Annotated in this window: 21 protein-coding genes and 1 tRNA gene; 21 read left to right on the top strand and 1 reads right to left on the bottom strand. The window is 72.1% G+C overall.

All coding sequences use genetic code 11. The features are described from left to right. The first annotated feature begins 5 nt into the window (after positions 1-5). From fmt to pyk, 17 genes are all read left to right on the top strand, one after another. The gene (gene fmt / locus ABD230_RS02015) at positions 6-932 is read left to right on the top strand and encodes a methionyl-tRNA formyltransferase (RefSeq protein WP_344369082.1); all 927 of its coding nucleotides are present in this window, start codon (positions 6-8) and stop codon (positions 930-932) included. Then, positions 929-2,419 (top strand): RsmB/NOP family class I SAM-dependent RNA methyltransferase, encoded by a 1,491-nt coding sequence (locus tag ABD230_RS02010; protein ID WP_344369081.1) that lies wholly within the window; start codon positions 929-931, stop codon positions 2,417-2,419. Before fmt ends, ABD230_RS02010 begins: the two co-directional genes overlap by 4 nt. A 30-nt stretch (positions 2,420-2,449) precedes the next feature. Then, on the top strand, positions 2,450-3,145 hold the full coding sequence (gene rpe / locus ABD230_RS02005; RefSeq protein WP_344369080.1) for a ribulose-phosphate 3-epimerase: 696 nt from the start codon (positions 2,450-2,452) through the stop codon (positions 3,143-3,145). After that, positions 3,142-3,405 carry a phosphoribosyl-ATP diphosphatase gene (locus ABD230_RS02000; protein ID WP_324613541.1) on the top strand — a complete coding sequence of 88 codons (264 nt, stop codon included), beginning with the start codon at positions 3,142-3,144 and terminating at the stop codon, positions 3,403-3,405. Before rpe ends, ABD230_RS02000 begins: the two co-directional genes overlap by 4 nt. Positions 3,406-3,451: 46 nt before the next feature. Then, positions 3,452-4,291 carry an ATP phosphoribosyltransferase gene (hisG, locus tag ABD230_RS01995; protein ID WP_344369079.1) on the top strand — a complete coding sequence of 280 codons (840 nt, stop codon included), beginning with the start codon at positions 3,452-3,454 and terminating at the stop codon, positions 4,289-4,291. An 8-nt stretch (positions 4,292-4,299) separates the two neighbouring features. Then, positions 4,300-5,061: an imidazole glycerol phosphate synthase subunit HisF gene (gene hisF, locus ABD230_RS01990; RefSeq protein WP_344369078.1), complete on the top strand. Its 762-nt coding sequence runs from the start codon at positions 4,300-4,302 to the stop codon at positions 5,059-5,061. Continuing rightward, a complete protein-coding gene (hisI, locus tag ABD230_RS01985; RefSeq protein WP_344369077.1) occupies positions 5,058-5,486 on the top strand; it encodes a phosphoribosyl-AMP cyclohydrolase in 429 nt (142 codons plus the stop codon). The genes hisF and hisI overlap by 4 nt, the downstream gene beginning before the upstream one ends. Then, a complete protein-coding gene (locus ABD230_RS01980) occupies positions 5,483-7,024 on the top strand; it encodes an anthranilate synthase component I (protein ID WP_344369076.1) in 1,542 nt (513 codons plus the stop codon). The genes hisI and ABD230_RS01980 overlap by 4 nt, the downstream gene beginning before the upstream one ends. 2 nt (positions 7,025-7,026) lie before the next feature. After that, positions 7,027-7,707, top strand: a complete 681-nt coding sequence (locus ABD230_RS01975) for a Trp biosynthesis-associated membrane protein (protein ID WP_344369074.1) — start codon at positions 7,027-7,029, stop codon at positions 7,705-7,707. 45 nt (positions 7,708-7,752) lie between these two features. Then, entirely contained in the window at positions 7,753-7,986 is a 234-nt protein-coding gene (locus ABD230_RS01970; protein WP_344369072.1) for a DUF6704 family protein, read from the top strand. Positions 7,987-7,989: 3 nt separating this feature from the next. After that, on the top strand, positions 7,990-8,760 hold the full coding sequence (trpC, locus tag ABD230_RS01965) for an indole-3-glycerol phosphate synthase TrpC (RefSeq protein ID WP_344369070.1): 771 nt from the start codon (positions 7,990-7,992) through the stop codon (positions 8,758-8,760). A 1-nt stretch (position 8,761) separates the two neighbouring features. Beyond that, the gene (gene trpB, locus ABD230_RS01960; RefSeq protein ID WP_344369069.1) at positions 8,762-9,967 is read left to right on the top strand and encodes a tryptophan synthase subunit beta; all 1,206 of its coding nucleotides are present in this window, start codon (positions 8,762-8,764) and stop codon (positions 9,965-9,967) included. After that, a complete protein-coding gene (trpA, locus tag ABD230_RS01955; RefSeq protein ID WP_344369068.1) occupies positions 9,964-10,749 on the top strand; it encodes a tryptophan synthase subunit alpha in 786 nt (261 codons plus the stop codon). The genes trpB and trpA overlap by 4 nt, the downstream gene beginning before the upstream one ends. A gap of 65 nt (positions 10,750-10,814) precedes the next feature. After that, complete coding sequence (gene lgt, locus ABD230_RS01950) at positions 10,815-11,801, top strand: prolipoprotein diacylglyceryl transferase (protein ID WP_344369067.1); 987 nt, start codon at positions 10,815-10,817, stop codon at positions 11,799-11,801. A gap of 170 nt (positions 11,802-11,971) precedes the next feature. Then, positions 11,972-16,495, top strand: a complete 4,524-nt coding sequence (gltB, locus tag ABD230_RS01945) for a glutamate synthase large subunit (RefSeq protein WP_344369066.1) — start codon at positions 11,972-11,974, stop codon at positions 16,493-16,495. A 53-nt stretch (positions 16,496-16,548) separates the two neighbouring features. Beyond that, entirely contained in the window at positions 16,549-18,006 is a 1,458-nt protein-coding gene (locus ABD230_RS01940) for a glutamate synthase subunit beta (RefSeq protein WP_344369064.1), read from the top strand. 70 nt (positions 18,007-18,076) lie between these two features. Next, positions 18,077-19,492 (top strand): pyruvate kinase, encoded by a 1,416-nt coding sequence (gene pyk / locus ABD230_RS01935; RefSeq protein WP_344369062.1) that lies wholly within the window; start codon positions 18,077-18,079, stop codon positions 19,490-19,492. A 73-nt stretch (positions 19,493-19,565) separates the two neighbouring features. Here pyk and ABD230_RS01930 read toward each other — a convergent pair. Further along, positions 19,566-19,651 (bottom strand) — tRNA-Leu (locus ABD230_RS01930). Positions 19,652-19,688: 37 nt separating this feature from the next. On the opposite strand from ABD230_RS01930, the gene ABD230_RS01925 reads away from it, so the two are divergent. From ABD230_RS01925 to rpsA, 4 genes are all read left to right on the top strand, one after another. Beyond that, a complete protein-coding gene (locus ABD230_RS01925; protein ID WP_344369061.1) occupies positions 19,689-20,300 on the top strand; it encodes an ANTAR domain-containing response regulator in 612 nt (203 codons plus the stop codon). A gap of 149 nt (positions 20,301-20,449) precedes the next feature. Then, on the top strand, positions 20,450-23,137 hold the full coding sequence (polA, locus tag ABD230_RS01920; protein WP_344369059.1) for a DNA polymerase I: 2,688 nt from the start codon (positions 20,450-20,452) through the stop codon (positions 23,135-23,137). 71 nt (positions 23,138-23,208) lie between these two features. Next, entirely contained in the window at positions 23,209-24,873 is a 1,665-nt protein-coding gene (locus ABD230_RS01915; protein WP_344369058.1) for a DUF885 domain-containing protein, read from the top strand. 205 nt (positions 24,874-25,078) lie between these two features. Then, positions 25,079-26,521, top strand: a complete 1,443-nt coding sequence (gene rpsA / locus ABD230_RS01910) for a 30S ribosomal protein S1 (protein ID WP_344369055.1) — start codon at positions 25,079-25,081, stop codon at positions 26,519-26,521. Positions 26,522-26,551: the final 30 nt, after the last annotated feature.

Genomic DNA, 26,551 nt, shown 5'->3' with positions numbered 1-26,551 from the left:
GGGGTGTGCCCCACCTCCGGATCGTGTTCGCGGGAACGCCCGCCGTCGCCGTGCCCACCCTCGACCGGCTCGCCGCGTCCGACCACGAGGTCGTCGCGGTCGTCACGCGCCCGCCCGCGCCGCTCGGCCGCAAGCGCGTGCTCACGCCGTCGCCCGTCGCACAGGCGGCCGAGCGCCTCGGCATCCCCGTGATCGACGCCGCGCGCCTGGACGCGGACGCGACCGAGCGGATCGCCGCCCTCCGGCCGGACCTGGGGGTCGTGGTCGCCTACGGCGGGCTCGTCCGCGAGCCGCTGCTGTCGACCCCGACGCACGGCTGGATCAACCTGCACTTCTCGACGCTTCCCGCGTGGCGCGGCGCCGCGCCCGTGCAGCGCGCGCTCATCGCCGGCGACGCGGAGCTCGGCGCGAGCGTGTTCCGGCTCGTGCCCGAGCTCGACGCGGGTGACGTCTACGCGAGCCGGTCGCGCGCGGTCGCGCCCGGCGAGACCGCCGGACTGGCGCTCGAGTCGCTCGCCGAGACCGAGGCCGACCTCGTGCTGGACGTGGTCGACGCGATCGCCGCCGGCACGGCCGTCGCCGTGCCGCAGCGCGGCGAGCCGAGCTTCGCGCCGAAGCTCTCGATCGAGGACGGCCGCCTCGACTGGCACCGCACCACCGTCGAGGTCGACGCGCACCTGCGCGGCGTGACCCCCGAGCCGGGCGCCCACACCGAGGTCGACGGCGTGCGGGTGAAGGTCCTCGACGCCGTGCCCGCGCCGCACGCGCCCGCGCTGGAACCGGGCGAGCTGCGGATGGACGGCAAGCGGGTGTACGCGGGCACGTCCGACGGCGCGATGGAGCTCCGTCGGGTGCAGCCGGCCGGTCGCACCGGCATGGGTGCCGCCGACTGGTGGCGCGGCCTCGGCGTCGCGCGTGCGGAGGCGCGATGAGCGACGAGCGGCGGGGGAGCGGCCGATCCGGCGACCGCGGTTCCGGCGGAGCCGGCCGGGGCGGCGCCGGCCGACGATCCGGCGGGGGAGACCGTCGACGCGGGACCGGTGGGCGCCCCCGACCGGACCGCGTCTCGCCCGCACGGCTCGTCGCGTTCGACGTGCTCGCGGCGGTCCGCGAGTCCGACGCGTACGCCAACCTGCTGCTGCCGTCGCGGATCGAGCGGGCGCGACTCGGCGCGGCCGACGCGGCCCTCGCCACCGAGCTGACGTACGGCACGCTCCGGCTCCGCGGCCGGTACGACGCCATCGTCGAGCTCGCGGCCGGCCGCCCGGCGGGGGCCGTCGACCCGCCCGTGCTCGACGTGCTGCGACTCGGCGCGCACCAGCTGCTGGCGACCCGGGTGCCGACCCACGCGGCCGTCAACGAATCCGTCGCCCTCGCGCGCCGCGTCGCGCCGTCGGCCGCGGGCTTCGTGAACGCCGTCCTGCGGGCGATCTCGCGGCGCGAGGCCGACGACTGGCTCGACGCGATCGCGGAGCGGGCCGGATCCCCGGACGAGGCCCTCGCGGTGGTGCACTCGCACCCCGTGTGGGTCGTGCGCGCGCTGCGCGGTGCGCTCGAGCGCGAGGGGCGGGCGGACGAGCTCGTCGCGCTGCTCGAGGCCGACAACGCGTCGCCGAGGGTGAACCTCGCCGCGCTGCCCGGCCTGGCCCCGGCGCCCGACGACCTCGGCGAGCCGGACCTCTTCTCGCCGACCGGCCTCACGGCACAGGACCCGCTCGGGATCGTCGCCGACCACGACGGACGCGTCCGGGTGCAGGACGAGGGCTCGCAGCTCGCCGCGCTCGCCCTCAGCCGCGTCGCGCCGGTGCGGCCGGGGGAGCGCTGGCTCGACGCGTGCTCCGGTCCGGGGGGCAAGACGGCCCTGCTGGCCGCGGAGGCGCTCGCCGGCGGGGCGACGCTCGTCGCCAACGAGGTGGTGCCCGCGCGGGCCGAGCTGGTGCGCCGCGCCGTCGCACCGGTGCCCCTCGAGGTCCCGGTCCACGTGGGCGACGGGCGCGAGCTCGATCCGGCGGTCCTCGGCGCCGAGGGCGGCTTCGACCGCATCCTGCTCGACGCGCCGTGCACGGGCCTCGGCGCGCTGCGCCGCCGGCCGGAGGCGCGGTGGCGCAAGTCGCCGACCGACGTCGCCGAGCTGACGGAGCTGCAGGGCGAGCTGGCGGATGCCGCGTTCGCGGCGCTCGCACCGGGCGGGATCCTCGCCTACGTCACGTGCTCGCCGCACACCGCGGAGACCTTCGGCAGCCTCGGAGGCGCGCTCGCGCGGTGGGGCGATGCGGCCGAGCCGCTCGACACCGCGGCCGTCGTCGGCGGCGTGGCGCGGCATCCGCTCGACCTCGCCGGGGACGGCCGGACGGTGCAGCTCTGGCCGCACCGGCACGGGACGGACGCGATGTTCATCGCGCTCGTCCGCAAGCGCTGACGCCGCCGCGCGCCCCGATAGTCTGACCGCATGGCGACGCGCATCAACCCGAGCATCCTCTCCGCCGACTTCGCGAACCTCGAGCGCGAGCTGGGACGGATCCGGACGGCGGACCTCGTGCACGTCGACATCATGGACAACCACTTCGTGCCGAACCTGACGTTCGGCCTGCCGATGGTGCAGCGACTGCAGCAGGTCTCGCCCATCCCGCTCGACGTGCACCTGATGATCGACGACCCCGACCGCTGGGCGCCGGGGTACGCGGAGGCGGGCGCCGCATCCGTCACGTTCCACGCCGAGGCCGTGGGCGAGCCGGTCGCGCTCGCGCGCCGGCTGCGCGAGATCGGCGCACGCGCCGGCATCGCCCTGAAGCCGGGCACCGACGCGACCCCGTACCTCGACCTCCTGCCCGAGTTCGACCAGGTGCTGATCATGACCGTCGAGCCCGGGTTCGGCGGGCAGTCCTTCATCCACGAGACCATGCCGAAGCTCCGCCGCGTCGCCGACGCCGTCGCGGCGGCCGGCCTCGACGTGTGGCTGCAGGTCGACGGCGGCATCACGGCCGACACGATCGGGATCGCCGCCGAGGCGGGCGCCGACACGTTCGTCGCGGGCTCGGCCGTCTACAACGGCGGCGACCCCGCGAGCCGGATCGAAGACCTCCGCGCCGCCGTCGCGTCACACCGCCATGGCGACCCCGACGGCACCGGTAGTCTGGACGCGTGAAGACCTTCGACGACCTCTTCGTCGAGCTCCAGGACAAGGCCCGGACCCGCCCAGAGGGCAGTGGCACCGTCCGCCAGCTCGACGCCGGCGTGCACGCCATCGGCAAGAAGATCGTCGAGGAGGCGGCCGAGGTCTGGATGGCCGCCGAGTACCAGGGCGACGACGAGACCGCCGAGGAGATCTCGCAGCTGCTCTACCACCTGCAGGTGCTGATGCTCGCCAAGGGGCTCGCGCCGGCCGACGTGTACCGACATCTCTGATCGCGCCATGACCGCAGATCAGTTCCGTCGACACGAAAGCCAGGGAATGCTCCGAATCGCCGTGCCCAACAAGGGCTCGCTGTCCGAGACCGCCGCGCAGATGCTCTTCGAGGCCGGGTACACCGGCCGACGCGACTCGCGCGAGCTGGTCGTCGCCGACCCCCGCAACGGGGTCGAGTTCTTCTACCTCCGTCCGCGCGACATCGCCACCTACGTGGGTTCCGGCGCCCTCGACGTCGGCATCACGGGTCGCGACCTCCTGCTCGACTCGGGCAGCGAGGCCATCGAGATCGCCCCGCTCGGCTTCGGCGACTCCACCTTCCGCTTCGCCGGCCCGCCCGGCGAGCACGCCGAGCTCGGCGACCTCGACGGCGTGCGCGTCGCGACCAGCTACCCGGGGCTCGTGGGCGACTTCCTCGCCGAGCGCGGGGTGACCGCGAACCTCGTCAAGCTCGACGGCGCGGTGGAGTCCGCGGTGCGCCTCGGCGTGGCCGACGCGGTCGCCGACGTCGTCTCGACGGGGTCGACCCTCCGAAAGGCGGGCCTCGAGATCTTCGGTCCGGTGATCCTGCACTCCGAGGCTGTGCTCATCGGCTCCGGCGTCGACCAGCCCGGCACGCAGACGCTCGTGCGGCGCCTCCAGGGCGTGCTCGTCGCGCGCCAGTACGTGCTGCTCGACTACGACGTGCCCGTGGCCCGGCTCGAGGCGGCGACCGCCGCGGCGCCCGGATTCGAGTCGCCGACGGTGTCGCCGCTGCACGACCCGGAGTGGGTCGCCGTGCGCGTCATGATCCCGCGCGTCGAGACGAACCACGTCATGGACGAGCTGTACGAGCTCGGCGCCCGGGCGATCCTCGTCAGCGCGATCCACGCGGCCCGGTTGTAGGTCGCCCCATGAGCCTCGCCGTCCGCGTGATCCCGTGCCTCGACGTGGCCGCCGGCCGCGTCGTCAAGGGCGTCAACTTCCTGAACCTCCGGGACGCCGGAGACCCCGTCGAACTCGCCGCGCGCTACGCCGCGCAGGGCGCGGACGAGTTGACCTTCCTCGACGTGACCGCGACGGTCGACGACCGCTCGACCACCTACGACATGGTGCGCCGGGTCGCCGAGCAGGTCTTCATCCCGCTCACGGTCGGCGGCGGCGTCCGCTCCGATGAGGACGTCGCCCGCCTGCTCGGCCACGGGGCCGACAAGATCGGCGTCAACAGCGCCGCGATCGCTCGACCGGCCCTGGTGGCCGAGATCGCCGACCGGTTCGGGGCGCAGGTGTGCGTGCTCTCCCTCGACGTGAAGCGGTCCGACCGCACCGGCTCGGGCTTCGTCGTCACCACGCACGGCGGCCGCACGGAGACCGACCTCGACGCGCTCGAGTGGGCGCGGCAGGCCATCGAACTCGGTGCGGGCGAACTGCTCGTGAACTCGATCGACGCCGACGGCACGAAGGCGGGCTTCGACCTCGAGCTCGTCCGGCTCATGCACGAGCTGTCGTCGGTGCCCGTCATCGCCTCGGGCGGCGCGGGCGCACTGGAGCACTTCGCGCCCGCCATCGCCGCGGGCGCCGACGCCGTGCTCGCGGCATCCGTGTTCCACAACGGCGAGCTCACGATCGGCGAGGTCAAGCAGGCCCTCGCCGCGGACGGGAGGACGGTGCGATGACCTACCGCGAGGACGAGGAGCTCGAGCGCGACGCCGAGTCCTGGACGCCCGACGCGACCGCGGTCGACCGGGCCGCGTTCAACGCCGACGGCCTCATCCCGGCGGTCATCCAGCAGTGGGACACCGGCGAGGTGCTCATGCTCGCCTGGATGGATCGCGAGGCCATGCGGCGCACGCTGACCGAGGGTCGCGTGACCTTCTGGTCGCGGTCGCGGCAGGAGTACTGGCGCAAGGGCGACACGTCCGGACACGCGCAGTACGTGCGCTCGGCCGCGCTCGACTGCGACGCCGACACCCTGCTCGTGCGCGTCGAGCAGGTCGGCGCCGCCTGCCACACGGGCACGCGCACCTGCTTCGACGGCGACCCGCTCGAGGTCGTCGCCGGTGCCCCCGACCCCGACCAGTCCGCCGGAGGAGCACGATGACGGCCGCCCGCAGCGCCACCACCCGCTTCGACGAGTTCGCCGCGCTGCTGCCCGGTCGCCGGGTCGTCCCGGTCGTGCGGGAGCTCTTCGCGGACGGCGAGACGCCCGTCGGCATCTACCGCAAGCTCGCCGGCGGCCGGCCGGGCACCTTCCTGCTCGAGTCCGCCGAACAGGGCGGCATCTGGTCGCGCTACTCGTTCGTCGGCGCCGGCTCGCACGGCGTGCTCACCGACCGCGAGGGGCGGGTCGAGTGGCTGGACTACGGGATGTCGCGCGATCGGGCGCTCGGCGCCGACGCCGCCGACCTCGCGCCGCTCGCCGCGCTGGAGGCGCTCTACGAGCGCTGGCGGACCGAGGACGTCCCCGGCGCCCCGCCGCTCACCGGCGGGCTCGTCGGGTTCATCGGCTGGGAGGCGATCCGGCAGATCGAGCACCTGCCGAACCGCCCGCCGGCAGACTTCGCCGTGCCGGGGCAGGCGTTCGCGTTCGTCTCCGAGCTCGTGGTGATGGACCACCGGACCGGCACCGTGCAGCTGGTGGCGTCGGTGCTCAACGACCGCGACGAGCCCGCCGAGCAGCTCTGGACCGATGCGCAGCAGCGCCTCGACCGGATGCAGGCGGCGCTCGCCGAACCCGCCGAGGCGTATCTCGCCGAGATCGACCTGTCCCGCATGCCGGACCCGCGGTACCGCACCGAGAAGGCCGACTTCCTCGCCGCGGTCGAGCGCTCCAAGGAGTACATCCGCGAGGGCGACATCTTCCAGGTCGTCGTCTCGCAGCGGTTCGAGCAGGACGCGTCGGCGCACCCGATCGACGTGTACCGCGTGCTGAGGAGCCTGAACCCGAGTCCGTACATGTACCTGCTCCACCTCGAGGACGTCACGGGCGAGCCCTACTGGATCGTCGGATCGTCGCCCGAGGCGCTCGTCAAGGTCGAGGACGGCCGCGTGTACACGCACCCGATCGCCGGCTCGAAGCCGCGGGGCGCGACGCCGGAGGACGACGCCGACCTCGAGGACGAGCTCATCGCCGACCCCAAGGAGCAGGCCGAGCACCTCATGCTCGTCGACCTCGCCCGCAACGACCTCGCGAAGGTCTGCACGGCCGGAACCGTCGAGGTGACCGAGTTCATGCGGGTGGAGCGGTTCAGCCACATCATGCACCTCGTCTCGTCGGTCGAGGGCGACCTCGCCCCGGATGCCAACGCGGTCGACGTGTTCCGGGCCACCTTCCCGGCGGGCACCCTGTCGGGCGCCCCGAAGCCGCGCGCGCTCGAGATCATCGACGAGCTCGAGCCCGCCCAGCGCGGCGTCTACGGCGGCGTCGTCGGCTACTTCGGGTTCGGCGGCGACGCGGATCTCGCCATCGCGATCCGCACCGCCACGATCATCGGCGGCGTGGCCCGGGTGCAGGCGGGCGGGGGCCTGGTCGCCGATTCCGATCCCGAGTCGGAGTACCAGGAGTCGGTCAACAAGGCGGCCGCGCCGTTGCGCGCGGTCGCGGTGGCGAACGCGATGCGCCGCGTCCGGTCGGAGTGAGCGTGCGCGGAGGCCGCCTGAAGCTCGCCGCGATCCTCGGCATCCTCGTCGGATCCGGGCTCGCGCTGCTGGCGTGGAGCCGGCCCTGGTACTCGGTGACCCTCGTGGCCGGCTCGGCGACCGGGCCGGCGGCGCTCGAGGTGGGCGGGCAGACGGCGTCGCCCGCGCTGTCGGCGCTGGCCCTCGCGGGTCTCGCGCTCGCGGGCGCGCTGGCGATCGCCGGTCCGGCGATCCGGATCGTGCTGGGCCTGCTCGCGGCGGTCCTGGGCGGATGCGTCGTGCTCGCCGCGTCGATCGCCATCGCCGACCCCGTGGCCGCCGTCTCGTCCGCGGTGGCCGATGCGACCGGCGTCGCCGGCGCGGGACCGACCGCCGAACTCGTCGCCGCGACCGCGGCGACCGCGTGGCCGGCGATCGCGGTCGCGAGCGGCGCGCTCGTCGTCGTGGCCGGCCTCGCGGTCGTCGTGACGGCGAAGGCCTGGCCGACGTCGCGCCGGTACGGCGGCGGCGTGCGGCTCGCCGCGGACGGACGGGGCGAGGCCGTCCCGTCGGATCGCGCCGTCGATGACTGGGACGACCTCAGTCGCGGCGACGACCCGACGGCACCAGAGCCGCCGACGGCACCCGAACCGCCGACGGCATCCGAGCCCCCGGCGCCCGGCGATGCCGACGGACGACCCTGACCGCACCCGCTAGACTCTTCCCCGACCCCGCACAGAAGGAGCACCATGAGCACTGAGCAGCACGTTGACCCCGGCCACGGACACTCGCCCGCGGCGTGGACGGCCGTGGTGATCATGCTCCTCGCGTTCGCCATCGGCACCGTCGCGTTCTTCTTCGACGTGCAGTGGCTGGTGTGGGCGTCCGTCGGCCTGCTCGTCGTCGGCCTCGTCACCGGCTGGGCCCTCGCCCGGGCCGGCTACGGCGTGGACGGCGACAAGGTCGCGCCCAGGGCGCACTGACGCGTGCTCGCCGAGCTCACCGCGAACGCCGTCGCCGACGCCGAGTCGCGTCGCGCCGACCGGCCCATGGCCGAAGTCGAGGCGGCCGCCCTCGCGCGCCCCGACGCACTCGACGCGCTGCACGCCCTCGCGCCCGCCGAGCGGATCAAGGTCATCGCCGAGATCAAGCGCTCGAGCCCGTCGCGCGGCGCCCTCGCGACGATCACCGACCCCGCCGCGCTCGCGCGGACCTACGAGCTGGGCGGCGCCAGCGCGATCAGCGTGCTCACCGAGGGCCGCAGGTTCGGCGGCTCGCTCGCCGACCTCGAATCGGTGCGGCAGGCGGTCTCGCTGCCGATCCTGCGCAAGGACTTCATCGCGACGGCGTACCAGGTCTTCGAGGCGCGCGCCGCCGGCGCCGACATGGTCCTCCTCATCGTCGCCGCGCTCGACGACGCGACGCTCGCCGAGCTCTACGGCCTCATCACCGAGCTCGGCATGACCCCGCTCGTCGAGACGCACTCGGCCGAGGAGCTCGACCGCGCCGCTCGGCTCGGCGCGAAGCTCATCGGCGTGAACGCCCGCGACCTCACGACGTTCGAGCTCGACCGCGACCTGTTCGGGCGCATCGTCGACCGCTTCCCCGAGGGCGCGATCAAGGTCGCCGAGTCGGCGGTGCTGTCGGCGGCCGACGTCGCGCACTACCGCGCGGCGGGCGCCGACGCAGTGCTCGTGGGGGAGGCCCTCGTCACGGGCGACCCCATCTCGAACCTCTCAGCATTCCTGGCGGTGTGACATGGCCCTTCGTGCCCAGACCGGTCCCTACTTCGGCGAGTTCGGCGGGCGCTTCGTGCCCGAATCCCTGATCGCCGCGCTCGATGAGCTCTCGGAGGCGTACGACCTCGCCAAGCTCGACCCGGCGTTCGGCGCGGAGCTCGCCGAGCTCGGCCGCAGCTACACGGGGCGACCCTCGATCCTCACCGACGTGCCGCGCTTCGCCGAGCACGCCGGCGGCGCGCGCGTGCTGCTCAAGCGCGAGGACCTGAACCACACCGGGTCGCACAAGATCAACAACGTGCTCGGCCAGGCGCTGCTCACCAAGCGGATCGGCAAGCAGCGCGTGATCGCCGAGACGGGCGCGGGGCAGCACGGCGTGGCGACCGCGACGGCGGCCGCGCTGTTCGGACTCGACTGCACCGTCTACATGGGCGAGGTCGACACCGAGCGGCAGGCCCTCAACGTGGCCCGCATGCGCCTGCTCGGCGCCGAGGTGATCGCGGTCAAGACGGGCTCGCGCACCCTCAAGGACGCGATCAACGACGCCATGCGCGACTGGGTCACGAACGTCGAGAGCACGAACTACATCTTCGGCACGGTCGCCGGACCGCACCCCTTCCCCGAGATGGTGCGGGACTTCCAGAAGATCATCGGCGAGGAGGCCCGGCAGCAGGTCCTCGACCTGACCGGCGGGCTCCCGACCGCGGTGGCGGCCTGCGTCGGCGGCGGATCCAACGCGATCGGCATCTTCCACGCGTTCCTCGACGACGTCGACGTCGCGCTGTACGGCTTCGAGGCGGGCGGCGAGGGCGTCGAGACGCCCCGCCACGCCGCCACGATCTCGATGGGCCGACCGGGCGTCCTGCACGGCGCGCGGAGCTACCTGCTGCAGGACGAGGACGGCCAGACGATCGAGTCGCACTCGATCTCGGCCGGGCTCGACTATCCCGGCGTCGGGCCGGAGCACTCGTGGCTCGCGGCGCTCGGGCGTGCGAACTACCGCGCGGTCACCGACGACGACGCCATGCAGGCGCTGCGCCTGCTCACGCGCACCGAGGGCATCATCCCGGCGATCGAGTCCGCGCACGCCCTCGCGGGCGCGCTCGAACTCGGCCGGGAGCTCGGTCGCGACGCGACGATCCTCGTGAACCTCTCCGGTCGCGGCGACAAGGACATGGACACCGCGGCCCGCTACTTCGGGCTCTACGACGGAGGCGAGCAGTGAGGAACGTCGGGCCCGTCATCGCGCGGCGCAACGAGGAGGCCGCCGGGGCACTGATCGGCTACCTGCCGGTCGGCTTCCCGACCCTCGACGAGAGCGTCGAGGCGGCCGTGGCCCTCGTCGAGCAGGGCGTGGACGCGCTCGAGCTCGGCCTGCCGTACTCCGACCCCGTCATGGACGGCACCGTCATCCAGGCGGCGACCCAGCAGGCGCTCGCGAACGGCTTCCGGCTCGCCCACGGCTTCGAGGCGGTGCGGCGGGTCACCGAGCGCGTCGACGCCCCCGTGCTCCTCATGACGTACTGGAACCCCGTGGTGCAGTACGGCGTCGACCGGTTCGCGGACGACCTCGCCGCCGCCGGGGGAGCGGGCCTCATCACGCCCGACCTGATCCCCGACGAGGCCGCGGACTGGATCGCCGCCTCCGAGCGCACCGGGCTCGACCGCGTGTTCCTCGCGGCGCCCACCTCGACCGACGCCCGCATCAGGCGGGCCGTCGACGCCAGCCGCGGCTTCGTCTACGCGGTCTCCACGATGGGGATCACCGGTGCGCGCAGCGATGTCGACCGTGCGGCCCGCACGCTCGTCGGCCGGCTGCGCGATGCCGGAGCGCCAGCCAGCTGCGTCGGCGTCGGCATCTCGACCGCGGCGCAGGTCGCCGAGGTGCTGGAGTACGCCGAGGGCGCGATCGTGGGCTCGGCGCTCGTGAAGGCCCTCGCCGACGGCGGGGTCGACGGGGTCGCCGCCCTCGCGGCGGAGCTCGCGCGCGGCACCGCCCGACAGTGAAGTAGTCTCGACGGGGCCGCCGTCCCACGGCACCCCAGCACCATCGACGAAAGGCAGACGCCGGCGTGATCGCACCGCTCAGCATCCCGAGCCCCGACCCGGAGTGGCGCACCCTCGAGATCCCCCTGCCGTGGGGCACGCTCCCGATCCAGATGTACGCCCTGTGCATCCTCGCGGGCATCATCCTCGCGACGATCATCACGTCGCGCCGCCTCACCAAGCGCGGCGCCGAGCCGGGCATCGTGCTCGACGTGGTGCTGTGGGCCGTGCCGCTCGGCATCATCGGCGCCCGGTTCTACCACGTGGTCACGCACCCCGACGACTACTTCGCCGGCCAGGAGTGGTGGAAGGTCTTCGCGATCTGGGAGGGCGGCAACGCCATCTACGGCTCGCTGATCGGCGGCGCGATCGGCGTGATCATCGCCTGCCGCCTGACCGGCCTGCGCTTCTGGTCCTTCGCCGACGCGCTCGCCCCCGGCCTGCTCGTCGCGCAGGCCGTCGGCCGCCTCGGGAACTGGTTCAACCACGAGCTCTTCGGCTGGCCGACCGACCTGCCCTGGGGCCTCGAGATCGAGGCCGACAACGCGGCCTTCCCCGCCGGCCTGCCGGAGGGCACCCTCTTCCACCCGACCTTCCTCTACGAGATCGTGTGGAACCTGCTCGGCGTCGTGGTCCTGCTCGCCCTCGAGCGCGCGTTCCGCCTCCGCTGGGGCAAGATGTTCGGCGCCTACCTCATCTGGTACGGCGCGGGACGTGCGGTGTTCGAGACCATCCGCGTCGACCCGAGCGAGATGTTCCTCGGCATCCGATCCAACGTGTGGGCGTCGTTCCTCGCGATCGCGATCGGCCTCGTCATCATCTTCGTGCAGACCCGCCGGCACACCGGCATCGAGCCGAGCGTCTACCGGCCCGGGCGCGAATGGACGCCCGCCGATGCTGAGGTAGACTCTGACGACACCGAGTCCGACTCCGACTCTCTCGACGATGGCGTCGAGGGTGAGAACGACCACGGCGAGCCGGCTGCCACAAGCTCGAGCCGCTCAGCCTCGTAGCAGGGGCCTCGCCACCACCGCGTTCTCCACCGCGGCGCCGCACCTTGCGCCGCGAATCCTCCTTCGTGGGCCGACGACGTCCCCCGTTGCCACCGAGATACCGAGGACGGTCCAACGTGTCGCTTCCCCCTCCCCACTCCAGGTTCGGACTCACGCCCCCCGCACAGGGCATGTACGACCCTGCCGCCGAGAAGGACGCCTGCGGGCTCGCGATGGTCGCGACGCTACGCGGCACCGCCGGGCATGACATCATCACGGCCGCGCTCGACGCGCTCCGCAACCTGGAGCACCGCGGCGCGGTCGGCTCCGACGCGGGCACGGGCGACGGCGCCGGCATCATCACGCAGGTGCCGGACGCCTTCCTGCGCGAGGTCGTGGACTTCCCGCTGCCCGACGCCGGCGCGTACGCGGTCGGCAACGCCTTCCTGCCGGTCGACCCGACCGGGCGCAGCCAGGTCAAGCAGCAGTTGCAGCGGATCGCCGCCTCCGAGGGCCTCGAGGTCATCGGATGGCGCGAGGTGCCCGTTCGCCCGGAGGAGCTCGGCACCCTCGCCCGCGCCGCGATGCCGGTCGTCCAGCAGCTCTACGTGCGGAGCTCGGCGAACACGGCCGACGGTGCGCACCTGACGGGCATCGCGCTGGATCGGCTGACCTTCCGGCTGCGCAAGCGCGCCGAACGCGAACTCGAGCTCTACTTCGCGTCGCTGTCGAGCCGCACGCTCGTCTACAAGGGCATGGTCACGACGCTCCAGCTCGAGCCGTTCTACCCCGACCTGTCCGACGAGCGCTTCGCCTCCAAGCTCGCGCTCGTGCACTCGCGGTACTCGACGAACACGTTCCCGTCGTGGCCGCTCGCGCAGCCGTTCCGCATGATCGCGCACAACGGCGAGATCAACACGATCCAGGGCAACCGCAACTGGATGCGGGCGCGCCAGTCGCAGCTCGAGTCAGAGGCGCTCGGCGACCTCGCCCCGCTCATGCCGATCGTCACCCCCGGCGCGAGCGACTCCGCGTCGTTCGACGAGGTCGTGGAGCTCCTGACGCTCGCCGGCCGCAGCCTCCCGCACGCCGTCATGATGATGGTCCCCGAGGCATGGGAGAAGCAGGCGGAGATCGACCCGGCCCGCCGGGCGTTCTACGACTACCACTCGATGCTCATGGAGCCGTGGGACGGCCCCGCCGCGATCGTCTTCACCGACGGCTCGCTCGTCGGCGCCACCCTCGACCGCAACGGCCTGCGCCCCGGCCGGTACCTCGTGACCGACGACGGGCTCGTCGTGCTCGCGAGCGAGATCGGCGTCATCGACCTGCCGCAGCGCCGGGTCGTGCGCAAGGGCCGCCTGCAGCCGGGTCGCATGTTCCTCGTCGACACCGAGGCCGGCCGGCTGATCGAGGACGACGAGATCAAGGCCGAGCTCGCGGCATCCGAGCCGTGGGGCGAATGGCTCGACGAGGGCCGCATCCGCCTGACCGATCTGCCCGAGCGCGAGCACATCGTGCACCCGCCGGCGTCGGTCAACCGCCGCCAGCGCACCTTCGGGTACACCGAGGAGGAGGTCAAGATCCTCCTCACCCCCATGGCGCGCACCGGTGCCGAGCCGATCGGCGCGATGGGCTCGGACACGCCGGTCGCCGTGCTCTCGCAGCGCCCGCGACTGCTGTTCGACTACTTCACGCAGCAGTTCGCGCAGGTCACGAACCCGCCGCTCGACTCGATCCGCGAGCAGGTCGTCACCTCGCTGTCGACGTCGCTCGGCCCGGAGCGGAACCTGCTGCTCGCCGGCCCCGAGCACGCGCGGCAGGTCTCGCTCGACTTCCCGGTCATCGACAACGACCAGCTGGCGAAGATCGTGCACATGACGGCGCCGTCGGGCGCGCGGGCGACCCGCACGCTTCGCGGCCTGTACCGCGTCGACGAGGGCCCGGAGGGGCTGCGCGAGCGCCTCGACGAGCTGTGCCGCGAGGTCGACGAGGCGATCGACGAGGGTGCGTCCTTCATCGTGCTGAGCGACCGCGACACCACGAAGGACCTCGCGCCGATCCCGTCGCTGCTCATGCTGTCGGCCGTGCACCACCACCTGATCCGCTCCGAGACCCGCATGAAGGTGGGCCTCGTCGTCGAGGCGGGCGACGTCCGCGAGGTGCACCATGTCGCGCTGCTCGTCGGCTACGGCGCATCGGCGGTGAACCCGTACCTGGCGATGGAGACGTGCGAGGAGCTCGTCCGGTCGGGCGTGCTCACGGGCGTCACCACCGAGCAGGCGGTCCGCAACGTCATCACCGCGCTCGGCAAGGGCGTGCTGAAGATCATGTCGAAGATGGGAATCTCGACCATCGCGTCGTACGCGGGCGCCCAGGCGTTCGAGGCGGTCGGACTCTCGCAGGAGTTCATCGACGAGTTCTTCACCGGCACCACCTCGAAGCTCGGCGGCGTCGGGCTCGACGTCGTCGCGTCCGAGAACCGGTCGCGCCACGAGGTGGCCTACCCGGCGGATGTCGCGGTGCGCGCCCACGAGCGCCTGATGACGGGCGGCGAGTACCAGTGGCGGCGCGACGGCTCCCCGCACCTGTTCAACCCGGAGACCGTGTTCCGGCTCCAGCACTCGACGCGCAACCGTCGGTACGACGTCTTCCGCGAGTACACCTCGATGGTCGACACGCAGGCCGAGCAGCTCATGACCCTCCGCGGCATGTTCGCGCTCCGCACGGGCGTGCGGCCGCCGGTGCCGATCGACGAGGTCGAGCCGGTCGAGTCGATCGTGAAGCGCTTCTCGACGGGTGCGATGAGCTACGGCTCGATCTCCAAGGAGGCGCACGAGACGCTCGCGATCGCCATGAACCGGCTCGGCGGCAAGTCGAACACCGGCGAGGGCGGAGAGGACCTGGACCGCCTGCTCGACCCAGAGCGGCGCAGCGCGATCAAGCAGGTCGCCTCGGGCCGCTTCGGCGTCACGAGCATGTACCTCACGCACGCGGACGACATCCAGATCAAGCTCGCACAGGGCGCGAAGCCCGGCGAGGGCGGGCAGCTGCCGCCGACCAAGGTGTACCCGTGGGTCGCGCGCACCCGGCACGCGACGGCCGGCGTCGGGCTCATCTCGCCGCCGCCGCACCACGACATCTACTCGATCGAGGACCTGAAGCAGCTCATCTTCGACCTCAAGCGCGCGAACCCGAACGCCCGGGTGCACGTCAAGCTCGTGAGCCAGTCGGGCATCGGCGCGGTCGCCGCGGGCACCGCGAAGGCGCTTGCGGACGTCATCCTCGTCTCCGGCCACGACGGCGGCACGGGGGCGAGCCCGCTGAACTCGCTGAAGCACGCGGGCACGCCGTGGGAGCTCGGCCTGGCCGAGACGCAGCAGACGCTCATGCTGAACGGCATGCGCGACCGGGTGGTCGTGCAGGTCGACGGGCAGCTGAAGACGGGGCGCGACGTCGTGATCGGCGCGCTGCTCGGCGCGGAGGAGTTCGGCTTCGCCACGGCGCCGCTCGTGGTCGAGGGCTGCGTCATGATGCGCGTCTGCCACCTCGACACGTGCCCGGTGGGCGTCGCCACGCAGAACCCGGAGCTCCGCAAGCGCTTCACGGGCAAGCCCGAGTTCGTCGTGAACTTCTTCGAGTTCATCGCCCAGGAGGTGCGCGAGTACCTCGCCGAGCTCGGCTACCGGTCGCTCGACGAGGTGATCGGCCGTCGCGAGCTGCTCGACGTCGACCGCGCGGTCCGGCACTGGAAGGCGTCGGGCCTCGACCTCACGCCCGTGCTCGTCGGTCCGGACTTCTCCACGTCGGAGCCCCGCCGCAACGGCCGGCCGCAGGACCACGAGCTCGACGAGCACTTCGACAACGAGCTCATCCGACGCGCCGGGATCGTCCTCGAGGAGGGCGGCCGCGTCGAGATCGAGCTGCCGGTCAGGAACACCGCCCGCGCGGTCGGGACGATGCTCGGCCACGAGGTGACCGTCCGCCACGGTGCGCAGGGCCTGCCGACCGGATCGATCGACGTCACGCTGCGCGGCAGCGCGGGCCAGTCGTTCGGGGCCTTCCTGCCGAGCGGCATCCGCCTGAAGCTCGAGGGCGACTCGAACGACTACGTCGGCAAGGGACTCTCGGGCGGCCAGATCATCGTCCGGCCGTCGACCGAGGCGGGCTTCGTCGCCGAGCGCAACGTCATCGCGGGCAACGTGATCGGCTACGGAGCGACGCAGGGCAGCATGTTCATCCGCGGCATCGTGGGGGAGCGGTTCCTGGTCCGCAACTCCGGTGCGACCGCGGTGGTCGAGGGCGTGGGCGACCACGCGCTCGAGTACATGACCGGCGGGCTCGCGCTCATCCTCGGCGGCACCGGCCGCAACCTCGGCGCCGGCATGTCGGGCGGCACCGCCTACGTGCTCGACCTGGCCGAGGCGAAGGTCAACCGCGAGTCGCTCTCCGGCGGCGAGCTCGAGCTGCACGAGCTCGGCAGCGCCGACCACGAGATCGTCCGCGACCTGCTCGAGCAGCACCTCGAGCACACCGACTCCGCGGTCGCCGCGACCCTCCTCGCCGAGGGGGACGCCGCGCTCGCCCGCTTCACGAAGGTGCTCCCGCGCGACTACGCCGCGGTGCTCCGCACGCGCCAGACCGCCGTCGACGAGGGACTCGACCCCGACGGCGACGTGGTCTGGTCCCGCATCCTGGAGGTGACCGGTGGCTGAGCCGACGACGCCGCGGATGCGCACTGCGACCAACGACTGCATGGAGGTGACGGGTGGCTGACCCGAAGGGCTTTCTGAAGGTCACCGAGCGGGAGCTGCCCAAGCGCCGCCCCGTCCCGGTGCGGATCATGGACTGGAAAGAGGTCTACGAGCAGGGCGACCCCGCGCAGCTGCGTCGGCAGGCCGGCCGCTGCATGGACTGCGGCATCCCGTTCTGCCATCAGGGCTGCCCGCTGGGCAACCTGATCCCGGAGTGGAACGACCTCGTGTGGCGCGGCGAGGGCCGGGCCGCGATCGAGCGGCTGCACGCGACGAACAACTTCCCGGAGTTCACGGGCCGCCTGTGCCCGGCGCCGTGCGAGTCCGCGTGCGTGCTCGGCATCAACCAGCCCGCCGTGACGATCAAGCAGGTCGAGGTGTCGATCATCGACCAGGCGTTCGGCAGCGGGTGGGTGCAGCCGCAGCCTCCGGGGCGGCTCACGGGCAAGACCGTGGCCGTCGTCGGCTCGGGCCCGGCGGGCCTCGCCGCCGCCCAGCAGCTCACTCGCGCGGGCCACACCGTCGCCGTCTACGAGCGCGACGACCGCATCGGCGGGCTGCTGCGCTACGGCATCCCCGACTTCAAGATGGAGAAGAAGCACCTCGACCAGCGGCTCGCGCAGATGACCGCGGAGGGCACGCGGTTCCGTGCCGGCGTCGAGATCGGCGTCGACCTGTCCTGGGACGAGCTCCGCCGTCGGTACGATGCGGTCGTGGTCGCCACCGGAGCGCTCGTCCCGCGCGACCTGCCCATCCCGGGACGCGACCTGCCCGGCGTGCACTTCGCGATGGAGTTCCTGACGCAGGCGAACCGCGTCGGGGCCGGCGACGACGTCTTCGACCAGATCAGCGCCGAGGGCAAGCACGTGGTGGTGCTCGGCGGCGGCGACACCGGCGCGGACTGCATCGGCACCGCGCACCGGCAGGGTGCGCTGTCGGTCACGAACCTCGCGATCGGCAAGCAGCCGAGCCAGACCCGGAGCGCGGACCAGCCGTGGCCGATGCACCCGACCCTGTTCGAGGTGCAGAGCGCGCACGAGGAGGGCGGGCAGCGCCAGTACCTGGCGTCGACCGTCGAGTTCCTCGCGAACGACGCGGGCGAGGTGCGGGCCATCCGCGTCGCCGAGACCGAGTACGTCGACGGGCGCCGGGTGCCGAAGGCCGGCACCGAGCGCGAGATCCCCGCCGACCTCGTGCTGCTCGCGCTCGGCTTCACCGGACCCGAGACCGAGGCCGCGGCGGACCAGCTCGGCCTCCGGCCCACCGAGCGCGGCAACTTCGCGCGCACCGACGACTACGCGACTCCGGAGCCCGGCGTGTTCGTCGCGGGCGACGCCGGTCGCGGCCAGTCGCTGATCGTGTGGGCCATCGCCGAGGGCCGGGCTGCGGCGGCATCCGTCGACCGGTACCTTGAAGGTGAGACGCAGCTGCCGAGCCCGATCCCCGCGACGGCGCGAGCCTTCGCCGTGTGATCCCGCGCCCCCCGGCGCCTGCAGACCCTGATCCAGCGCTTCGGCGCGTAACCCCTGGAGCACAGCACACATGAGAAGAGCGAAGATCGTCGCCACCCTCGGGCCGGCGACATCGAGCTATGAACAGATCCGCGCCATCATCGATGCGGGCGTCGACGTGGCCCGGATGAACCTGAGCCACGGCAGCTACGACGTGCACGAGGGCGTCTACCAGAACGTCCGGAAGGCCGCCAACGACTCGGGGCGCGCGGTCGCGGTGCTCGTCGACCTCCAGGGGCCGAAGATCCGGCTCGGCAAGTTCGCCGACGGACCGCACGAGCTCGCCGAGGGCGACATCTTCAAGATCACGACCGAGGACATCCTCGGCACGAAGGAGATCGTCGGCACGACGTTCAAGGGCCTGCCCCACGACGTCGAGCCGGGCGACCACCTCCTCATCGACGACGGCAAGGTCCGCGTCGAGGTGCTCGACACCGACGGCACGGTCGTGACCACGAAGGTGGTCGTCGCCGGCCCGGTGTCGAACAACAAGGGCATCAACCTTCCCGGCGTCGCGGTGAACGTCCCGGCGCTGTCCGAGAAGGACGAGGCCGACCTGCGCTGGGCCCTCCAGCTCGGCGCCGACGTGATCGCGCTCTCGTTCGTGCGCAACGCGGCCGACATCGACCGCGTCCACGAGATCATGCACGAGGAGGGACGCCGGCTCCCCGTCATCGCGAAGATCGAGAAGCCCCAGGCGGTCGAGGCGCTCGAGGAGATCATCGAGGCGTTCGACGCCATCATGGTCGCCCGCGGCGACCTCGGCGTCGAGCTGCCGCTCGAGGCCGTGCCGATCGTGCAGAAGCGCGCGGTCGAGATCGCCCGCCGGCTCGCGAAGCCCGTCATCGTCGCGACCCAGATGCTGGAGTCGATGACCCACGCGCCCGTGCCGACCCGTGCGGAGACGTCGGACGTCGCGAACGCCATCCTCGACGGTGCGGACGCCGTCATGCTCTCGGGCGAGACCAGTGTCGGCGAGTACCCCGTGCAGACCGTCAAGACGATGTCGCGCATCGTCGCCTCGACCGAGCAGCACGGCCTCGACCGGATCGCCCCGCTCGGCACCAAGCCGCGCACGCAGTCCGGCGCGATCACGCTGGCGGCCGTCGAGGTCGCGGACTTCGTCCAGGCGAAGTACCTGTGCGTGTTCACCGAGACGGGCGAGTCGGTGCGACGGATGGCGCGCATCCGCTCGGTCATCCCCATCCTGGCGTTCACGCCGGACCCGGCGATCCGTCGCCGCATGGCGCTCTACTGGGGCGTCGAGTCGTTCGTGGTCGATCGCGTCACCCACACCGACCAGATGGTCGGGCAGGTCGACGACGTGCTCGAGAAGACCGGCAAGGCCACGACGGGCGAGAAGGTCGTGATCATCTCCGGTTCGCCTCCCGGCATCCCCGGCACCACCAACGACGTGCGCGTGCACATCGTGGGCGAGGTGCTCTGACCCGTTGAGACGGCCCGGTCGCGATGGCGGCCGGGCCGTCGGCGTACCCGGCGGGGGGTGCGACGGCGGCGACTGGTGCCGGTGGTGGGGGTCGAACCCACACGCCCTCTCGGGCAAAGCATTTTGAGTGCTCCGCGTCTGCCATTCCGCCACACCGGCCTGAAGGCCCCGGCCAGAATACCGTAGGCTTTCCAGCGTGACAGACACCGAAGACACCCAGCCGCAGGCCCCGCGTCGCGTCGTCGTCGCGGAGGACGAGTCGCTCATCCGCCTCGACATCGTCGAGATCCTGCGCGACCACGGCTACGAGGTGGTCGGCGAGGCCGGCGACGGCGAGACGGCCGTGCAGCTCGCGACCGAGCTGCGGCCGGACCTGGTCATCATGGACGTGAAGATGCCGCAGCTCGACGGCATCTCGGCTGCGGAGCGGCTCTCGAAGGGCCACATCGCCCCGGTCGTGCTCCTCACGGCGTTCAGCCAGAAGGAGCTCGTCGAGCGCGCCAGCGAGGCCGGCGCACTGGCCTACGTGGTCAAGCCGTTCACGCCCAACGACCTGCTCCCCGCCATCGAGATCGCACTCGCCCGCCACGCCCAGATCATCGCGCTCGAGGCCGAGGTCGGCGACCTCGTCGAGCGCTTCGAGACCCGCAAGCTCGTGGACCGCGCGAAGGGCCTGCTGAACGAGAAGATGGGCCTCACCGAGCCCGAGGCGTTCCGCTGGATCCAGAAGGCGTCGATGGACCGCCGACTGACCATGAAGGACGTGTCGCAGGCGATCATCGAGCAGCTGGCGCCGAAGAAGTCCTGACCCCGGATCCACTCGGGCCGCAGGCCCGTCGAGGGATGGCGCGGCGACTCGTTCGTCGCGGCATCCGTCGTCTCGGCGACCCGTCGGGGCCCCGATCGGGGAGCGCCCGCCGGCTCATCCGTGTCGGTGCCCGCTTGTAGTCTTGGTGGGTGCCGGACCCCACCCCCGAGAAGCCCACCCTGCTCATCGTCGACGGTCACTCGCTGGCCTACCGCGCCTTCTACGCGCTGCCCGTCGACAGCTTCAGCACCCGCGACGGCCAGCACACGAACGCCATCCACGGGTTCCTGTCGATGCTGCTCATGCTGCTGCGCAACGAGCGGCCGACCCACCTGGCCGTCGCCTTCGACACGTCGCGCGAGTCGTTCCGCACGCGCGACTACAGCGAATACAAGGCCAACCGCAGCGCGACGCCGCCGGAGTTCAAGGGGCAGATCCCGCTCCTGAAGGACGCGTTGGAGGCCATGCGGATCACGGTGCTGACCAAGGAGGACTTCGAGGCCGACGACATCCTCGCGACGCTCGCGACCCGCGGCGCCGAGGCGGGGTACGAGGTGCTCGTCGTGTCGGGCGACCGCGACACCATCCAGCTCGTCGACGACGACATCACGCTGCTCTACCCGAACGTGCAGGGGGTCTCGCAGCTGAAGCGCTACGACGCCGACGCCGTCGTCGAGAAGTACGGCGTCCGGCCCGAGCAGTACCCCGACGTCGCCGCCCTCGTCGGCGAGACGAGCGACAACCTCCCGGGCATCACGAAGGTCGGCGAGAAGACCGCGGTGAAGTGGCTCGGCCTCTACGGCAGCCTCGACGGCATCCTCGAGCACATCGACGAGATCAAGGGGGTCGTCGGCGACAACCTGCGCCGCGAGCGCGAGAACGCCGTGCGCAACCGCCGCCTCAACCGGCTGGTGCGTGACCTCGACCTCGACGTCGAGCTGCCCGACCTCGCGGCGAAGCCGATGGACGAGGCGGCGGTGCGCGAGCTCTTCGACCGGCTCGAGTTCAAGACCCTGCTCGAGCGCGTCACCAAGATGGCCGCCGAGTCCAACGGCCTCACGGCCGACGGCACCGCCGCGCTGGCGGCCGAGGCCGAGCCCGCCGTCGTCGCGCCGACCTCGCAGTCGCTCCGCGGCGATGCCCTCGCGGACTGGTTCGCGCGCGCGACGTCCGCGGAGCCCGCGGGGCTCGGGCTGAGCCTCGAGGTCCTCGACGGCCGCGTGATCGGAGCCGGCGTCGCGAGCACGACCGAGAGCGTGCGGCTGGAGTGGACGGCCGGCGACGCCGGCCTGGCGCCGTTCGAGGCCTGGCTCGCGAGCGAGGCGCCGAAGGTGATGACCGACGCCAAGCCCCAGCTGAAGGCCATGCGGCGGTCCGGTCTCGTCTTCGACGGGCTCGTCGTCGACACGCTCATCGCGGGCTGGCTGATCCGGCCGAGCCTCGCCGAGAAGGATCTCGTCGACCTCGTCTCGCGCTACCTCGGCGAGGACGTGCCGATGGCCGACCCGGCACAGCTCGTGCCCGACGCCGACGGCACGGCCGGGGCGCCCGAGTTCGCGTGGTACTCGCTCCGGGTCGCCCCCGTCGTGCTCGCGGCACTGTCCGAGGGTTCGCGGCGGGTGCTCGCCGACATCGAGATCCCGATCGTCGGCGTGCTCGCCGAGATGGAGCTGCGCGGCGTCACGGTCGAGCACGCGAAGCTCGCCGAGCTGTCGGGGCAGCTGGGGGAGCGTGCGGCCTCCCTCGCCCAGGCGGCCTACGCCGAGATCGGCCGCGAGGTAAACCTCGGCTCGCCGAAGCAGCTCCAGGAGGTGCTGTTCGACCAGCTCGGCATGCCGAAGACCCGCGCGACCAAGACGGGCTACTCGACCGACGCGGTCGCGCTGGCCGACCTGCAGGAGACCAACCCCCACCCGTTCCTCGGGCTCCTGCTCGAGCACCGCGATGCGACGAAGCTGCGCCAGATCGTCGAGACGCTCGACAAGTCCATCCAGTCCGACGGCCGCGTGCACACGAGCTACGTGCAGGTCGGCACCACGACCGGGCGCATCTCGTCGACCGACCCGAACCTGCAGAACATCCCGGTCCGCACCGAGGAGGGCCGCCGCATCCGCGCGGCGTTCACCCACGGCGCCGACTACGTCGAGCTGCTCACGGCCGACTACTCCCAGATCGAGATGCGCATCATGGCGCACCTCTCCGAGGACCCCGGCCTCATCGAGGCCTTCCACTCGGGGGAGGACCTGCACCGGTTCGTCGGCGCGCGGATCTTCGACGTCGACCCCGCCGATGTCACGCCGCTCATGCGCACGAAGGTCAAGGCGATGTCGTACGGCCTCGCCTACGGGCTCAGCGCGTTCGGCCTGTCGAAGCAGTTGCGCATCGACCGCGCCGAGGCGACCCAGCTCATGAAGGACTACTTCGAGCGGTTCGGCGCCGTCCGCGACTACCTGCGCGGCGTCGTCGCCCAGGCGAAGCTCGACGGCTACACCGAGACGATCTTCGGCCGGCGCCGCCCGTTCCCAGACCTGAACAGCCCGAACCGCGTGCTGCGCGAGAACGCCGAGCGGGCGGCCCTCAACGCGCCGATCCAGGGCTCGGCGGCCGACATCATGAAGTTCGCGATGATCGGCGTCGAGCAGGAGCTGCGGGCGCGAGACCTGCGCTCGCGCATGCTCATGCAGGTCCACGACGAGCTCATCTTCGAGGTCGCCGAGGGCGAGGGCGACGAGCTCGAGTCGATCGTCCACGACGGGATGTCGCACGCCGCCGACCTGCTCGTCCCCCTCGACGTGCAGGTGGGGCGCGGACGCGACTGGGAGGACGCCGCGCACTGATCCCGGCCGCGAGACGTGAGCCCGCCTCGGCGTCTCGCGGCCGCGGCATCCGCTCGTCTAGGCTCACCCGCATGGCCATCGCAGACCGGACCCCGACGGACGTCGATCGCATCGCGGAGGGGTGGGTCGACACGATCGTCGAGCTGAACCCCACCGTCGGCACGTACATCGGCCGGACCGACCAGGACCACCGACTGCCGGACTTCTCGCCCGACGGTCATGCCGCGCGAGTCGCCGCGATGTCCGAGGTGCTGACGGCGCTCCGCAGCGCTGCGCCGGTCGACGAGGTCGATGAGATCACGGTCGCCGACCTCGGCAGCGAACTCGAACTCGATCTCGAGGGGGATGCCGCGGGCCTCCAGTTGCGCGACCTCAACGTGATCGCGAGCCCCGCGCAGGAGATCCGCGAGGTCTTCGACCTGATGCCGACCCGCGACGACGCGGACTGGTCGCGCATCGCGGCGCGTCTCGGCGCCGTGCCGGCCGCGATCGACGGCTACGTCGGGACGCTGCGCCTCGGCATCGAGCGCGACGTCGTCCCGGCGGTCCGCCAGGTCCGCGAAGTCGCGCTGCAGGCCCGCCGGCACGCGCGGCCGGACGGGTTCTTCGCGACCTTCGTCGGCGGGTCGGAGGGCACGGCGGGCGACGCGCTGCGTCGCGACCTCGACGCCGGCGCCGCGGAGGCCGCCGCCGCGTACGGGCGGCTGGCCGGGTTCCTCGAGGACGAGCTGGCGCCGCGGGCGGGTACGGAGGACGCCGTGGGCCGCGAGATCTACGCACTGCGGTCCCGCCACTTCCTGGGCGCGACGATCGACCTCGACGAGACGTACGAGTGGGGAGTCGAGGAGCTCGCCCGGATGGTGGCCGAGCAGGAGGCCGTCGCGAACGAGATCCTGCCGGGCGCGAGCGTCGAGGAAGCGGTCGCGCACCTCGAGGCCGACCCGGCGCGACGGCTCGCGGGCACGGATGCGCTCCGGCGGTGGATGCAGGAGACCAGCGACCGCGCGGTCGCGGAGCTCGGGGCGACGCAGTTCGACATCCCCGAGGAGATCCGCACGCTCGAGTGCCGCATCGCGCCCACGCAGGAGGGCGGCATCTACTACACCGGCCCGAGCGACGACTTCAGCCGCCCCGGCCGCATGTGGTGGTCGGTGCCGGAGGGCGTGACCGAGTTCGACACGTGGCGCGAGAAGACGACCGTGTACCACGAGGGCGTGCCCGGGCATCACCTGCAGATCGGGCAGGCGGTCGTGAACCGGGGCCACCTGAACACGTGGCGTCGGCAGCTGGCCGGCACCTCGGGCCACGCGGAAGGATGGGCGCTCTACGCCGAGCGGCTCATGCAGGAGCTCGGCTACCTCGACGACCCCGCCGATCGGCTCGGCATGCTCGACGGACAGCGGATGCGGGCGGCGCGCGTGGTGCTCGACATCGGCGTGCACCTCGGCAAGCCGCGCCCGGACGGGCAGGGCACGTGGACGGGGGAGTACGCGTTCGACTTCATGGGCCGGAACGTGAACATGCCGCCCGAGTTCGTGAGGTTCGAGGTCCACCGCTACCTCGGCTGGCCCGGACAGGCGCCCTCGTACAAGGTCGGCCAGCGCATCTGGGAGCAGCTGCGCGACGACGTCCGCCGGCGCGAGGGCGACGCCTTCGACATCCGTGCGTTCCACTCGCGGGCGCTCGGCCTCGGCGGGGTCGGGCTGGACACCCTGAGGTCGGCCCTGGCGGGCTGAACGGGGCGGACGCCCCACGCGCGTCGAGGAGTCGAGCGGGTCGCAGACGGTGCGACACGCCCGGCGGTTGCCGGTTGCCCCGCGAACCCACTAGGATTGAGTGTCACTCGTGTGACATCCCTGTCCGCCTGCCCGTCGCGGATCAACCAAGACAACGATCTTTCCGCGTCGGGCCTGATTTTGTCCATTACGGAGCATCCACTACATGACAACCGCAACGACCAAGGCGCCCAAGCAGGTCGCGATCAACGACATCGGATCTGCTGACGATTTCCTCGCCGCGGTCGAGAAGACGCTCAAGTTCTTCAACGACGGCGACCTGATCGAGGGCACCGTCGTGAAGATCGACCGCGACGAGGTCCTCCTCGACGTCGGCTACAAGACCGAGGGTGTCATCCCCTCCCGCGAACTTTCCATCAAGCACGACGTCGACCCCAGCGAGGTCGTCGAGGTCGGCGACACCGTCGAGGCCCTGGTTCTCCAGAAGGAGGACAAGGAAGGCCGTCTGATCCTGTCGAAGAAGCGCGCGCAGTACGAGCGCGCGTGGGGCGACGTGGAGAAGATCAAGGAGAACGACGGCGTCGTCACCGGCCAGGTCATCGAGGTCGTCAAGGGCGGCCTCATCGTCGACATCGGCCTCCGCGGCTTCCTGCCCGCGTCGCTCATCGAGCTCCGCCGCGTCCGCGACCTCACGCCGTACCTCGGCCAGGAGCTCGAGGCGAAGATCCTCGAGCTCGACAAGAACCGCAACAACGTGGTCCTGTCGCGCCGTGCCCTCCTCGAGCAGACCCAGTCGGAGTCGCGTTCGACCTTCCTGCAGAACCTCCACCCGGGACAGATCCGCAAGGGCGTCATCTCGTCGATCGTCAACTTCGGTGCGTTCGTCGACCTCGGTGGCGTCGACGGCCTCGTCCACGTCTCGGAGCTCTCGTGGAAGCACATCGAGCACGCGTCCGAGGTCGTCGAGGTCGGCCAGGAGGTCACCGTCGAGGTGCTCTCCGTCGAGCTCGACCGCGAGCGCGTCTCGCTGTCGCTCAAGGCGACCCAGGAGGACCCGTGGCAGGTCTTCGCCCGGACCCACGCCATCGGCCAGGTCACCCCGGGCAAGGTCACCAAGCTGGTCCCGTTCGGTGCGTTCGTCCGCGTCGCCGACGGCATCGAGGGCCTCGTGCACATCTCGGAGCTGTCGGGCCGTCACGTCGAGCTCGCCGAGCAGGTCGTGTCGGTGGGCGAGGAGGTCTTCGTCAAGGTCATCGACATCGACCTCGAGCGTCGCCGCATCTCGCTCTCGCTCAAGCAGGCCAACGAGGGCGTCGACCCCGAGGGCACCGAGTTCGACCCGGCGCTCTACGGCATGCTCACCGAGTACGACGAGCAGGGCAACTACAAGTACCCCGAGGGCTTCGACCCGGAGACCAACGAGTGGCGCGAGGGCTTCGAGGCCGCTCGCGAGGCGTGGGAGCAGGAGTACGCTGCCGCGCAGGCTCGCTGGGAGGCGCACAAGAAGCAGGTCGCGGCCACCATCGCGGCCCAGGCCGAGGACGACTCGTTCACGGGTTCGACCTACTCGAGCGACTCGGCCGGCGCGGGCACCCTCGCCGACGACGCGTCGCTCGCGGCACTGCGCGAGAAGCTCTCGAGCAACTAGTCGCCACGCAGCCCCGCGCTGCAGGTGCAA

This window comes from Agromyces tropicus (assembly GCF_039531345.1).
GTDB classification, from domain to species: Bacteria; Actinomycetota; Actinomycetes; order Actinomycetales; family Microbacteriaceae; genus Agromyces; species Agromyces tropicus.
Note: the sequence above shows the minus strand (reverse complement) of the source record. Positions and strands in the feature narration are given on the sequence as shown.